Source organism: Gordonia sp. DT30, from assembly GCF_049844915.1.
Taxonomy (GTDB): Bacteria; Actinomycetota; Actinomycetes; order Mycobacteriales; family Mycobacteriaceae; genus Gordonia.
Genome location: NZ_JBNCLY010000013.1, coordinates 94,547 through 107,999 on the forward strand (window position 1 = coordinate 94,547; position 13,453 = coordinate 107,999).

A 13,453-nucleotide genomic window follows, 5' to 3' on the forward strand; every position below is an offset into this window, starting at 1 on the left:
TACATGATATTCACCAGGCCCCGGAGCAGACCGCGGAACGGCCGTGATAGTTCGCAACTCAGAATCCGCCCCTTCGGCCCCGTAGCGCTTCTCTACATGGTCACGAGCTGCATGAGCTCCGTGTAGTCCGTGACGACGTTGTACGTTACGTCTTGCCCGTTTTTCTTGTTGAGCGAGTCGAAGAACTGCCGGGCGCACTCGATCTTGGCCAGTTCGACGCCCTTGAGTTGCAGACTTGACAGTGAGCCTTTCGTCTCGGCGACGAAGTACACGTGCTTGACACTTCCCTCGGTGAACGCGATCGCCCAGTCGGGGTTGTAGTCACCGACCGGGGTCGGGATGAAGAAGCCCCGCGGGAGTTTCGCGTAGACCGCGACCTCGTTGCTGGTGTCGATCTCGTTGACGAAGTCGCGTTCGATCTTGGAGTCAGTGACGACATAGTCGTAGATGTGCTTGCGTAGCTTATCGCCGGCCTGTGTGAAGTCCTGTTTGGTCTGATTCTCGGTGAAGATCGCCGAGTCGAACCGGTCTTCCAGCGTGTCGTAGGTCAGGTGTTCGACGATCACAGTGGCCTTCTGCTCGTTGACGAGCCGGGCAGATTCGGTGATGAACTGTTCCGGATTGAGCCGGAACTTTGCGAAAGTCGCCGGCGTGACTCCACACAGAATGGCGGCGACGGTACGTCGGGTGAGCTGCGTTTTCTCGGTGATCTCGCCGAGCAGGTCGTACTTCACTTGCGAGCCGGCAGTGACTGTCTCGGTCTGAGTCCGTGTGCGCGTTTGGTCGAATCCGGCCGTGTTGGTCAGATCCTCGGCGTCGAGCGCGGCTTTCTGCTGTCCCTCGATGAGGACATACTGCATCGCAGCCACGTTGAGATGGTTGTCGAGCGCCTGAATGCACTCGCGGATCAACTCGTCCGAGTCGAACTCGACCTGGTAGACCGCCTTGTGGTTGATCCGGCCCCAGAGCGCCTGGAACTCCTTCTTCGCGAAGTTGGCCTCGTTGAGCGGGATCTTCTTCGGCTTGCGGCCGTCCTCACCGATCACCTTCACATCGAGATACAGCGCATCCACCAGCGGCCACACAGAATCGATGACCGGCCGCAGCACCTCCGAGGTCGGCTCGGCGAGCGTGCCGGCTTCCTTCGCCTGCCTGCACGTCTCAGAGACCGTGTCGTCGTCATTGAGGTAGTCGTTCTTGATGAGATACTTGTACAGCGCTTGCGCCAGCGCCTCCTCCACAACGGATTCGCCACTCGGCGTCTGAATGGTCTTGCCCGTGAAGAACTTCACGCTCGCCTTGCGTGGCCGCGCCGCCAACGAGTCGGCGATCTCCTTCTGGAGTCCGGTCACGAAGTCGGTGTAGGACTCGTCGGTGACGACGGTCAGTTCGTTGATGTCGTGCACGACGACCGGGTTGTCCATGCGCTCGCCGTGCTGGTCGACCGCCAACCGCAGACCACGCCCGATCTCCTGCCGGCGCGAGACCGTGTTGTCGCTCTTCTTGAGCATCCCCATGACGAACACGTTGGGGTTGTCCCAGCCCTCGCGCAGTGCGGAGTGCGAGAAGATGAACCGCACCGGTTCTTCGAACGACAGCAGGCGTTCCTTGTTCTTGAGGATCAGGTCGTAGGCGTCGGAGTCGGTGGACTGGCCCTTGTCGTCGCCCCGGCCGCTGACCTTGCCGTCGACCTGCCGCTTGGTCTTCTTGTCGATGGAGAAGTAGCCCTCGTGCACCTTCCCTATGTCGTCGCGGAGCAGGTACTCCTGGTGCGCGGCGGCCGAGTCGTCGAGGGCGAGTTCACCGAGCACGTCGTCGCGAACCGCTTCGTATTCTTCCTCGAAGATGCGTGCATAGTCGCCGAGGGCGTCTTCGCGGTCGTAGTCGCGGTACTTGGCGACCTCGTCGATGAAGAACAGTGAGAGCACCTTGATGCCCCGGCTGAACAGTTCGCGTTCCTTGTCGAGGTGGGCACGGATGACTTCACGGATCTGGATGCGCCGCTTGGTTTCCTCGGTCACATCACGATCAGCAAGTTGCCCCGCGATGACCACGTCACCGTTGCTCAGTTCGACCACGTCACGGTTGGCGTCGATGTTCGTGATGAACAGGCCCTTGTATGCCTCGATGCCGCCGGAGATGTCGTGAAGGTTGTCACCCTTGCCGAGACGCTTGATCTGACGCTTGATGCCGGTCTTCGTCTGAATCTCGATCTCGACTCGGGCACGGGGGTTAGCCCCTTTGGCGATTTCGATCGAGTCGAGGTACAGGTATGCAGTTGAGCCGGCTAGTCCCTTGACGGTGATGCCACGGACGGCGATCTTCTTGACCAGCTTCTGGTTGTAGGCGTCCAGGGCGTCGAGGCGATGGACTTTGGTGTACTCCACCTTGTGCGTGGCCGAGTAGCGCAGCACCATCAGCGCGTTGAACTCCGCCAGAGATGCGAGCGACTTGTCCGCGCCGATCTTCTGTGGCTCGTCAATGATCACGATCGGCCGGTTGGCCTTGATCACGTCGATTGGCCGGCGAGACTGGAAATCGTCGAGCACATCGTAGATGCGACGGTTGTCCTTGCCTGACGAGTTGAACGCCTGAATGTTGATGATCAACACCTGCACACCGGCATCGGAACTGAACCGCTCCAACTCGTGCAGCTGCGACGAGTTGTAGATGAACGAGCGCGGCTTCGTTCCATAGAGTTGCTGGAAATGCTCGGCAGTCACATCGAAGGACTTCTTCACACCCTCACGGATTGCCACCGACGGTACGACGATGATGCATTTCGACCAGCCGTACCGCTTGTGCAACTCCATGATCGTCTTGACGTAGACGTACGTCTTGCCGGTACCGGTCTCCATCTCCACGTCAAGATTCGGGGCGCCGGGTGCTGCTTTGCTGTCCACAAGCTTCGGTGACAGCGGGAGGTTCCGCGATCGTTGCACCCTATGCGCGTTCTCCAGCAACTGAGCACTGGTCAGCTCGATCTCCGCGTTCCGCAGACCAGAATCAGGCGTCTCCGTAGCTTCGAACAGGGAGGGGTTAGAGACCTGCTTCACGTTGCCGGGGTCGATCCGGTACGAGATCCCGTCGTGTTTGGGCTGACCGGCGAATACCCCGACCACGGAGTCGACCGCATCGGTTTGGTACTGCTGAACCTTGAATTGGAGCTTCATCTGGATCAGATCGCCTTCACGTCGGTTGCCGGTGACAGCTCACGGAAGGCCTGCTCCGCGTTGATACGGGCCTCATCCGAGGCGAAGGACGAATCACGGAACACTGCCCGTAGAGGTTCACGCTTGGCGATGGTGCGCACCAGCTCGGGGTTGACCTTCGAATCGAAGCACGCGATCAGGGCGCCGTCCTCGACCACGAAGACCTTCTGACTATCGAGCTGCTCGATAGCGATGGCCATGGTGAGTTCAAGGCCCCAGTCGAGCATCACCTGGAATAGTAGGTCCTCGCCCGAACGGTCCGGCTTCACGCTGCCCTCCAGGTTCGAGAGGGCAAGCTGATCGGTCTCATCGGGAGACCGGAGAACATCGGCCATATTGGTTGTGTCGACCTTTAGCGTACGGAACCCAAAATCGAGATTCTCGGATGCTAATCCAGCACTACGCGTCACTGCCGGGCCGACTCTGCGAATACGCTCGCGTGAAATCTCCGCAATATTGGTGTAGCCGGATTCCGCTGCGGCGGAGTCTTCATCAACCCTCTCATCAAGTTGGATCAAAATGAATCGTCTGGTACCTCCGTCCTCAGCATTTGCGGACATCACGGCATGTGCAGTCGTTGAGCTTCCAGCGAAGAAATCGAGAATCACATCATCCTTCGAATCCGAGGAAGCCTGGCCAATCAAGAACTTGATAAGTTCAGTCGGCTTAGGAAAATCGAAGATTCCCCCACCAAGAATCTCATTTACCTCTCGGGTTCCGTTGGCTGTTGACCACTGCTGGAGAACTGATGTTGCGCTCTTGAATGGACTTGACATTTCTTCTACGAAGAGCTTGTGTCGCGGGCGACCAGAGGGGTCGCTCGGCCACAAAATCCGTCCTTCTGCAATCTTTGTTACCATAGTCGACGGTTCGTATCGCCACCCCTTATGTGGAGGAGGATAGACCTGTCCCGTGCCTGGGTCGACAATGTCGTAGTGAAGGTTGGGACGGCGGTCAGCGGTCGCAAGGCCGGTAAGATCGGCACTACGCCATGGCCCTCGCGTGTCGTTGTCGGGGTTGCTGAATTTCCCCATGTCTTTCCCGACTCCCACGAAGCGCCCGGTTTCGCTTCGTCGGTAGGCAACGATGTACTCATGGTCGGTGGAAAGTCCCGTCTTCGAGCGGGTGTCCTCACTTACTCGGGACTTCCACACCAGTTGACCGACGAAATTCTCGGTGCCAAGAACTTCGTCGCATAACCGACGTAGGTTCGGTGCTTCAGCGTCATCAATCGACACAAAGACCAGCCCATCGTCAGACAGAAGATTCCGAGCAAGCTTCAGCCTCGGATACATCATGCTCAGCCAGTCCGAGTGGAACCGTCCGTTGGACTCGGGGTTTGCCACAAGCTTCGCTCCCGAACCGTCCGACTGCCCCGTACGGGCGAGGTATTCCTGCGTGCTCTCAGCAAAGTCATCCGCGTAGACGAAGTCGTTGCCCGTGTTGTACGGCGGGTCGATGTAGATCAGCTTGACCTTGCCCAGGTACGACTCCTGAAGGAGCTTCAGTGCGTCGAGGTTGTCGCCTTCGATGAAGAGGTTCTTGGTGGTGTCGAAGTCGACGGACTCCTCACGCACTGGCCGGAGGGTCTTCGCGATGGGGGCGTTGGCTGCGAATGCGGCGGCGCGTTTGCCTGGCCAGTCGAGCTGGTAGCGCTCCTGCGGTCCCTCGACAACATGGTCGGACAGTTCCTGGCGGAGCAGGTCGAAGTCGATGGCCTTCTTCGGATTCCCCTCGGCGTCGAGAGTTTCAGTGACGACGCTCGGGAACAACTCTGCGAGCTTGTCGATGTTGGCGTCGGTCAGGTCGGGCGACGTCATGCGCAGCTTTTCCATAGGTTTGCTCTGCCTACCTTTCGACCAACACGGCCAGTTCTGCTTGCTTCGTCTTCAATGCACGCCGCAGTTCGACCTTGCGGTTGAACTGGGGTTCGGTGCGGAGTTTGCGTTCCAGCGCGGCGATTTCGCGTTCGAGCTTGCGCACCGTCTCCAGTCTGACTGCGACCTCTGACATGTCCTCACCCGGCCGAATCCCCACGGGGGTCATCGGCTCCAGGAGGGCTATGTAGAGCGCGGGCAGGGAGATGGCGGCCGGCAGTGGTTTTCTGTCGCCGTCGGCAGGTTGCCAGTCGGTCGTGAAGTAGGCGCTCAGCTTCGGGGCGCCCGCGCCGAGCTTCTTGTGCGCGGCGACCATGCGGACACTCGTCGAATCACCCGCACCGCGGCCGATCTCGAAGATGATGGGAAACGGAATGGCCTTGTCGATCGCGGTCAACACCGGTTCAGAGACATCACTGCCCTTCGCGTCGATCTCGAAGACCTGGATCTCGGGGACCTCGGCGCTGCCAGCCAGATTGATCGTGCTCTCGGCAACCTTGTACGCCCAGGTGATGCGCTGCACCTCGGCAATGAACTTCTCGCGGACCGCGGTGGAGACGGTGCCGTGGGAGTAGAACTTCTCCTTCGGTACTCGGCTGCCGAACTTCGCGGCGGTGGGCCAGCGGTAGAGCCGGGTCACGCCGCGATCACCCATCGGCCGGTTCATCGTCGTTGAAGTCGACTACGGCGATGAAGGCGATGAGTTCGAAGTCGTCGAGGCCGGCAATGGTCTGAGTGAGTGCGGTGGTGCCGCCGCCGGTGAAAAGGCTGTCGATGTCGCGTTCCTCGGTGATGTCGATCATCGAGTGGATCGCATCGGTGAGCAGCGCGGAGTACCTGCCCATGTCCGCACCCTCGCCGGTTGCTGCGTTGAAGGCGTGGACGACGTCGGCGAGGGGCTGGTCGTAAGGGCGGCATCCCGCGCGGATGAGGTCGAGCAGGTGCTTGGCCTCGGTGTGGTCGGCGATGACGTTGCCGTCCTCTCCGAGGTAGACGAGGTAGTGCGGGTGGAGTCGGTTGCCCCGGTTGATGTTCTCGTCGGCGTTCACGTTGTGCAGCGCGAAGATCACGCCGGGCTTCAATCCCTTGGTGGGGTCCGCCGGCACGACGGCATGCAGGCCCTTCGGTGCAGCGGCAAGGTCGCCGTACTCCTTGATATACGCGAGAAGGTCCATGCGGAAGTCGTTGAGGCCGAGGTCGGTGATCGAAACGCCGGTGCGGACGTCTTCGAGTTCGATGACCTCATCCTGAAGCTTGCGGAGCTGCTCCTTACGGAATGCTGCGTCACTGTCTTCGAGCGTGAGGACGTTGTCGTCGGCCGTACCCGCGAGATCGGCGATGACCATGCGGTTTTCAACGCGCTCTTTGAGATTGATGTACTCGTCGAGCGAGATGTCGGGCCAGAAGTTCACCAACTGAATGCAGGTGTTGGTCGATCCGATGCGGTCGATACGACCGAATCGCTGAACGATTCGGACCGGATTCCAGTGAATGTCGTAGTTGACCAAGTAGTCGCAGTCCTGGAGGTTCTGGCCCTCACTGATGACGTCGGTGCCGATGAGCACGTCGACCTCGCGCGTCTCGGTCGGCATCGTGAGTTGTCGCTGTTTGGAACGCGGCGAGAACATTGACATGACTTGCTGGAAGTCGAACCCGGTGCCGAGTGTCGTCTTCGCTCCGTGGCCTCCACCGGTGATGAGGGCCGTCTCCAGCCCCATCCCGGTCAGGGCGGGCGCGAGCTCGCGGTAGAGATAGTTCGCGGTGTCGGCGAAGGCGGAGAACACCAGGACCTTGCGGTTACCCGGGTTGATCGGGTGGGCGGCCTTGCCCTCAATGAGCCGCTTGAGCGTTTGGAGTTTGAGGTCGTGCTCCGGGGTGACCTTGTGCATCTCGTCAACCAGTTTGCGGAGGGTTTCGCGGTCGTTCCACAGGTCCCGACACCACGACTCAATGTCGATGTCTTCGAGATCGATCTTGATCTTCTCTCCGAAGGACAACGCCTCGAGGTTCGCGTCGTCCTCGTCGTCCACCTCGAGGTCGAGGTCCGAAAGGTCGGTGCCGAGGCCGGCGGTGGAACCGCTGTGGGTGTCGAGGAGACTCAGGGTCCGGTCAACGGTGAGTTCGATCTTGTTCAGCGTCAGGCGGAATGCCTCGACCGAGCTCTCCAACCGCTTGAGGAGATTGACGGTCATGAGCTTCTTGAGGCCCTGTTCGCGCCCACTCTGGCCGAGATTCGATCGCGCGTTGCCGGCAGTGACGTTGTACAGGTCTTCATATTTGCCGATGCGGCTCGGGAAGACGTACGCCAGTGGCGTGTAGACGGCAAGTGTCAGCGCCTGGAGTTGCTCGAAGATGTCGTTGAAGCCTGGTATGTCGGGCAGGTCGGTGAGCGGTTCGCGGATCGATTTCGGTGGGAGCCGCTCGGGGAACGCGCCGATTTCCGTGGTGTCGTAGAACGCCTGAATGTGTTTGCGCGACCGGGCAATCGTGACGGCGTCGAGCAGCTCGAAGAAGTCGAAGTCGAGCATCTGAAGGATGCGGTCGGTCGTGCGGCCCTCATGGTCGAGTTTGGACCACTCGTTGAACACTGTCTGTGCATCCTTGAAGACCTTCTCGACCGTCGTTGAGATGTTCAGGTGCCGAGAGAGGTTCTCCGACTCACCCTCGTACGCAAGCTGGAGCTGGTTCTTCAGATCGTTGAACCGGTTGTTGACCGGGGTAGCCGAGAGCATCAGCACCTTGGTCTTCACGCCCTCACGAATGACCTGGCGCATGAGTCGTTGGTAGCGGGACTCCTTCTCCTGCGCGTAGTCGGCGTTGCGGAAGTTGTGCGACTCATCGATCACGACGAGGTCGTAGTTGCCCCAGTTGACTCGGTCCAGCCGCAGCCCCAGCGACTCTCCGCGGGTGCGGGACAGATCGGTGTGGGCGAGGACATCGTAGTTGAAGCGGTCGCCGGCGAAGATGTTGGTGGTTAGGTTCGCGTTGTAGTTCGTCCAGTTCTCGGCAAGCTTCTTCGGGCACAACACGAGCACCGACTTGTTGCGCAGCTCGTAGTACTTCATCACTGCCAGCGCGGTGAACGTCTTACCCAGGCCCACGCTGTCGGCGAGGATGCACCCGTTGTAAGTCTCGAGCTTGTTGATGATCCCGGTCGCCGCATCGCGCTGGAAGTTGTACAGACTGTTCCAGATCTTCGTGTCCTGGTAGCCGGTCCGGTCGTTGGGCAGTACGTCCTCGTTGATGTCGTCGAGGAACTCGGCGAACAAGTTGTAGAGGATCAGGAAGTAGATGCGGGCCGGGGAGTTCTCGGCGTACACACTCGCAATATGGTCGCAGACCGCGTCCGTGACATCGTCCAGTTGATCCGGGTTGTTCCAGATCTGGTCGTACAGTTGGACGTACTGTGCCGTCATTGGAGCGTTGTCGACCCGGTGCACCATGTTCGACACGGCATTGCCACGTTCGTATCCGAGGTCTGACGTCGTGAAGCCCTGCAACGGTATGTAGGCGGCGTTGTCGTCCACCACCGCAAATTGCTGCATCGGGTTTCCAGTGGAGTTCGACCGGAATGTCACCTTCCTACGCACCCAGTCGGCGCACTCCTTCGCGATCGCGCGCTGGGTCAGCTTGTTGCGCAGGCGGATCTCGAACTCCGAGCCATACAGGGTCGATTCCGCACGGCCCGCCGGAATGAAGAACTCGCGGCGCTCCTTCCGGACCTTGTCAGTCACCTTCTCCGTCACGAAGGATGGTGAGGTGAAGATGAATTCCAGCTCGGAGATCTGCTCGAGTTCCTTGCGCAGCGCCTCGAACGCGAAAATCGAGAAGGTTGACGCCGCGATGCGCAGCTTCGACCCCGGCGTGATCTCGGTCTTGAGATCGTCGCCGAGCAAATCGTTGACGTTGTCGATGATCCGCACGTCAGTCCTCCGCCGTGTCGGTGTGAACGGAGGCCCCGCCACCTCGCACCCAAGAATCGACCTCGCTCGCTTGGAACTTCCACAGGCGGCCGATCTTGTGGGCAGGCATCGCCTTCTCGGCGATCCAGCTGTACACGGTGTCCTTGGTGACGCCGAGATGTGCGGCAATATCATCAGCGGACAGCCACGGTTCCGTCACTGCTACCTCCGACTCATCGACCGATCGCGAATTGGCCTCCCGGCACCTTACCCCGTTTAGCCCTGTTAGGAAGGGTCTACCCGAAGTTGGATCACTTCAGGTGGGCCGCGGCCCGATTGGTGGCAGCCTTCGCCCGCGCTCTGCGTCTTCGGTTCGGCGGCGGCCGCGTGGCCCTCGCGTCGTCATGACAGCGGCTTGTCGGTCCGTCACGGCGTGGCTTCGATGTGGCTCCTTCCCGGTTGGCCCGTCGTTCGCCGAGAGACGCTTACGCGGATCCGCGACAAGTTCACCAGCCAGGGCATCGACCCGGCGATCGCCGAGTCACTGGCGGTCACGATCCTCTCCGCCGTCGAGGGAGCGGTCGTCATCGCCCAGGCGCAGCGGTCGACGCGACCGGTCGAGGAGGTCGGCGCCCGACTGGCCGAACTCGTCGCATTGCACCTACCCGCAGGCCCCGATCCGTCGGCACCATGAGCGCGCCGGGAGGCGGCCCCACCGAACCGCCCCCAGGCGAACCGCCGGACCGCACGCAGAGTCGACTGCGGGTTCGCCCGCATCGGGTGATGCCGCCGCACTCGGGCACTGTCATGGTCAAGGGCATGCACCCGTCTGTCTCCCGAGACCGTTGAGAGCGAACCCCGATGACCGACGCCCAGGCAGTCCCCGAACTGACCGCCGACGAACGCACCGAACTCGAGCACCTCCGGGCCCGGGTCGCCGAACTCACCGAGGCAGCGCAGGCCCGCGACGACGACGCGGCCCCGCCGGCAGCACGTCCCCGCAGACGGATCAGCGGCCGTGCCGTCGGAGTGGTTCTGCTGGTCATTCTGTGCGCCGTATTGACTCTGCTGTCGGTGACGACCCGATATGTGCGCAGCCAGATCCTCGACACCGACCACTACGTGGCGACAGTGGCACCCCTGGCCGCCGACCCGGCGGTGCAGCAGCAGGTGACGACGACGATCGTCGATGCCATCAACGCCCAGGTCGACGTCCAGCAGATCACCACCGACGCCCTGACAAATCTGACGGAGCTGACCCCGGCCGACCGTCCACGCGCCGACCAAGCCATCATCGGCCTGGCCCCGGTGCTGGCCGGGCAGGCCGAAGGGTTCATCCACGGCACGGTGGCGCAATTCGTCGCCTCGCCGCAATTCCAGGACATCTGGACGACCGCCAACCGTGAGGCGCACGAGGCGGTGGTCGCCGCGGTGACCGGTGAAACCCGGCACGGTGCGGTCGAGGTCGACACCACCAGCGGAACCATCAGCATCCAGCTCGGCCCCGTCATCACGCAGGTGAAACAGCGCCTGCTCGCTCACGGATTCGCCTTTGCCGACCGAATCCCGGTGATCAACAAGGCATTCGTGATCTGGCACTCCCCGCAACTCGCCCGCGCCCAGCACCTGGTGAAGGCGCTCGACAAGGTGGCCAATGTCCTTCCCTGGCTGGCGATTCTGGCCATCGTCGCCGCCGTCGGCGTTGCCCGCAGCGGCCGACGATGGCGCACGCTCGCCGTGGCCGGAGTCGCGGTGGTGATCGCGATGCTGCTGCTCGCGATCGCCATTCTGGTGGGCCGCATGATCTACCTCGACAACGTTCCCGCCGACGTGTTGTCCCCGGGCGCGGCGCAGGCGATTTTCGACACCGTCATCGCCCCCATGCGGCTGGCGCTGCGTGCAGTCGCGGTGGTGGGGTTGGTCCTCGCCCTCGTCGGATACTTCGCCGGTGGGTCGGGCTCGGCGCGCGCGGTGCGCAGCCGCGTCGGACGCGGGTTCGCCGCGATCGATGCTCGGCGTGCCGATCGCGACCCCTCGACGGTGGAGAAGGTGTTGTGGCAGGCGCGGTTTCCGTTGCGGATCGCCGTGCCGACCGTCGCCGCGTTCCTCCTGATGTTCTGGCACTACCCCACGGGCTGGGTCGTGTTCTGGATCGTACTGATCGGCGCGCTGGTGCTCGTGGCGATCGAGTTCACGATCGCGCCGGCCCGACGACAGACGGTGTGGGAAGCGCCGTAGGCGCCCGAGCGATCAGAAACAGACCGAGCACCGCGACCCAGACGAAGAATCCGAAGATGCTGACCCGTTCGATCAGCCCCATCCACACCGTGCTCTCGCCGTCCTGGATCATCGGGACCATCCGGCTCGTGTAGGCGCCGGCCACCAACACGACGACCGCCGCGACGATGGTGAACCATCGAAACCAGCTGCGCCACAACACCGCTGCGAGTACCGTGCACACCGCGATCAGCATGACCGAGAGCAACGACAACACCAGATGGCCTGCGTCGTTCGACGAATCGCCGGCACCGGCGGCGATGTCGTCTCGATTGCTCATCGGAAACCACAGCCAGGCGACCCCGACGACTCCGAACACCACGAACAGCGCACCGAGGACGCGGACCCCGACTCGGCCGCCGGCGGATCGCCATACGCCGATACCGAATCCGATCATCAACGCGGTGAACACCGGCACCAGCCATTGCAGAAACCGCTGCGTCGGTGCGCCGGTCGCCGACAACTCGCTGATCGCCTGATCGGTCCGGCTGTACCCGCCGTAGCGGGACGCAGCGACCGCATCGTTGGCGAGGATGTAGAGCAACGCGTACATGGGTCCGCACGCGAGGAGTCCCGTCGTCACCCTGCCGACTGTCGCCCTGCCGTTCGCCACATATTCAACGTAGAAGCCCCGGAGTGGCGCTCACCAGGGTCTTTGGTCGGAATCCACCGCGGTCACGCGGCGAACTCACGGCCCGGGCGGCGCGTAATGCACGACCTTGACCGTGGTCATCTCGTCGAGGAGTTCGGGGCCGAAGCCGAAGCCGGTCCCGCTGGCGCCGCGTGGCTGTGAAGCACCGCCGGGCGCCCCACCGAACACGGCGTTGATCTTCACCGTCCCGACGGGCAGGGCGCGCCACGCCTCTTGTGCGTGCGCCATGTCGGCGGTGAGAACGGTTGCGGCCAAGCCGTATCGGTCATCGGCGGCCTCGACGAGCGCAGTGACGAAGTCGTCGACCACCCGCACCGGGGCGATCGGCCCGAACGTCTCCTCGCGCAGGATCGTCATGTCGGGGGTGCAGCCGGTCAGCACCGTGGGCGGGTAGAAGCTGCCGATGTCGTCGGAGATGACACCGCCGGTCCGGATCTGCGCGCCTTGCGCCACGGCGCCGCGGACCTGCGCGTGCACGGCGTCGCGCTGACGGTTGTCGACCAGCGGCCCGATACGTTCGCCCCACCTGCGCGCCTGCCCGCACAGCTCGTCGATGAAGGCGTCGGCGACGTCGGCGGTCACATACACCCGCTCCACCGACACGCAGATCTGTCCCGCGTTCGCGAAGCATCCGAGGGCCGCTTCTTCGGCGGCCCACGCGGGATCGACCCCGGAGTCGACGATGAGCGGATCGTTGCCGCCGTTCTCGAGCAGCACCTTGGTGCCGTGCTCCGCACATGCCCGGCGGATCTCGGTGCCGGTCGCGGTACTGCCCACGTGCGCAACCACATCCACCTCCGGCGACGCCGCGAGATGCGCACCCACCTCGCCTGCGCCGTCGACGATGCTCAGCACCCCGTCGGGCAGATGCTCGGCGATGATCTCGGCGAAGCGCCGACCTGTGGTGGGGCAGCGTTCACTTGGCTTGTGTACCACCGTGTTTCCGGTGACCAACGCTGCGCCGAGCAATCCGGCCGCCACGGCGGCTGGATCGTTCCACGGGGTCAGCACCGCGACCACACCGCGCGGCTCGGGCACCATCACGTCGAGCGCCGAGCGTTGCCCCTGCAGGGTCCGGCCCCGATGCACGGGTCCGAGTTCGGCGTACTGGAGCAGCGTCGATACGCCGGCGGCCACGCCACCCAGCGAATCGTCACCGGTCTTGCCCGTTTCGCGTTCGTTCCAGCCGGCGAGTTCGGCGGCCGCATCGCCGACCGCCACGGCCGCCTCACGTAAGCGCTCGGCACGCTCGGCCGCAGGGGTCGCCGCCCAGTCCCCGGCCGCCGCGCGTGCCGTGGTGATCGCGGCGTCGACCTGCTCGTCGGTGGCCGCGGGAACCTGCGAGACGATGTCGCCGGTCCGCGGGTCGTGGACTGTGATCGTTTCCATGGTCTCCAACACGGTGGGCCGCGTACCCGTTCTCGGGGCAATCGACACCTGCCGCCGGCCGATACATCCGGCGGCGCCCGTCACCGGCCCTGTAGACCCTCGCCGACCTTCGCGCCAGGTTAAGTCCGTCGCGATTCGAAATCA

9 protein-coding genes are annotated in these 13,453 nt (G+C 62.7%); 2 read left to right on the forward strand and 7 right to left on the reverse strand.

The features are described from left to right. Positions 1-92: 92 nt before the first annotated feature. Genes ACLQ3C_RS13845 through ACLQ3C_RS13865 form a run of 5 tightly spaced genes read right to left on the reverse strand, consistent with a single transcriptional unit; the run spans position 93 to position 9,211 of the window. On the reverse strand, positions 93-3,173 hold the full coding sequence (locus ACLQ3C_RS13845; protein ID WP_425705647.1) for a type III restriction-modification system endonuclease: 3,081 nt from the start codon (positions 3,171-3,173) through the stop codon (positions 93-95). Between the two features lie 5 nt (positions 3,174-3,178). Beyond that, positions 3,179-5,047, reverse strand: a complete 1,869-nt coding sequence (locus ACLQ3C_RS13850) for a site-specific DNA-methyltransferase (protein WP_425705648.1) — start codon at positions 5,045-5,047, stop codon at positions 3,179-3,181. A gap of 13 nt (positions 5,048-5,060) precedes the next feature. Continuing rightward, on the reverse strand, positions 5,061-5,744 hold the full coding sequence (locus ACLQ3C_RS13855) for a DUF4391 domain-containing protein (protein ID WP_425705649.1): 684 nt from the start codon (positions 5,742-5,744) through the stop codon (positions 5,061-5,063). Next, positions 5,737-9,012, reverse strand: coding sequence for a helicase-related protein (locus ACLQ3C_RS13860; RefSeq protein ID WP_425705650.1), 3,276 nt, complete (start codon positions 9,010-9,012; stop codon positions 5,737-5,739). Before ACLQ3C_RS13860 ends, ACLQ3C_RS13855 begins: the two co-directional genes overlap by 8 nt. A gap of 1 nt (position 9,013) precedes the next feature. Further along, a complete protein-coding gene (locus ACLQ3C_RS13865) occupies positions 9,014-9,211 on the reverse strand; it encodes a helix-turn-helix domain-containing protein (protein WP_425705651.1) in 198 nt (65 codons plus the stop codon). Between the two features lie 222 nt (positions 9,212-9,433). Here ACLQ3C_RS13865 and ACLQ3C_RS13870 point away from each other — a divergent pair, with 222 nt between their 5' ends. Then, positions 9,434-9,685 (forward strand): hypothetical protein, encoded by a 252-nt coding sequence (locus ACLQ3C_RS13870; protein WP_425705652.1) that lies wholly within the window; start codon positions 9,434-9,436, stop codon positions 9,683-9,685. Between the two features lie 167 nt (positions 9,686-9,852). After that, the gene (locus tag ACLQ3C_RS13875) at positions 9,853-11,229 is read left to right on the forward strand and encodes a hypothetical protein (RefSeq protein ID WP_425705653.1); all 1,377 of its coding nucleotides are present in this window, start codon (positions 9,853-9,855) and stop codon (positions 11,227-11,229) included. On the opposite strand, the gene ACLQ3C_RS13880 is transcribed toward ACLQ3C_RS13875, so the two are convergent. Beyond that, a complete protein-coding gene (locus ACLQ3C_RS13880) occupies positions 11,183-11,851 on the reverse strand; it encodes a DUF998 domain-containing protein (RefSeq protein ID WP_425705654.1) in 669 nt (222 codons plus the stop codon). The genes ACLQ3C_RS13875 and ACLQ3C_RS13880 overlap by 47 nt on opposite strands. Before the next feature lie 105 nt (positions 11,852-11,956). Continuing rightward, positions 11,957-13,309, reverse strand: a complete 1,353-nt coding sequence (locus ACLQ3C_RS13885) for an aldehyde dehydrogenase family protein (protein ID WP_425705655.1) — start codon at positions 13,307-13,309, stop codon at positions 11,957-11,959. Between the last annotated feature and the right edge of the window lie 144 nt (positions 13,310-13,453).

What these genes read in the sequence shown, in the direction of transcription:
- ACLQ3C_RS13845 (WP_425705647.1), bottom strand. Translation starts at nt 3,173, where the DNA reads ATGAAGCTCCAATTCAAGGTTCAGCAGTACCAAACCGATGCGGTCGAC.
- ACLQ3C_RS13850 (WP_425705648.1), bottom strand. Translation starts at nt 5,047, where the DNA reads ATGGAAAAGCTGCGCATGACGTCGCCCGACCTGACCGACGCCAACATC.
- ACLQ3C_RS13855 (WP_425705649.1), bottom strand. Translation starts at nt 5,744, where the DNA reads ATGGGTGATCGCGGCGTGACCCGGCTCTACCGCTGGCCCACCGCCGCG.
- ACLQ3C_RS13870 (WP_425705652.1), top strand. Translation starts at nt 9,434, where the DNA reads ATGTGGCTCCTTCCCGGTTGGCCCGTCGTTCGCCGAGAGACGCTTACG.
- ACLQ3C_RS13875 (WP_425705653.1), top strand. Translation starts at nt 9,853, where the DNA reads ATGACCGACGCCCAGGCAGTCCCCGAACTGACCGCCGACGAACGCACC.
- ACLQ3C_RS13885 (WP_425705655.1), bottom strand. Translation starts at nt 13,309, where the DNA reads ATGGAAACGATCACAGTCCACGACCCGCGGACCGGCGACATCGTCTCG.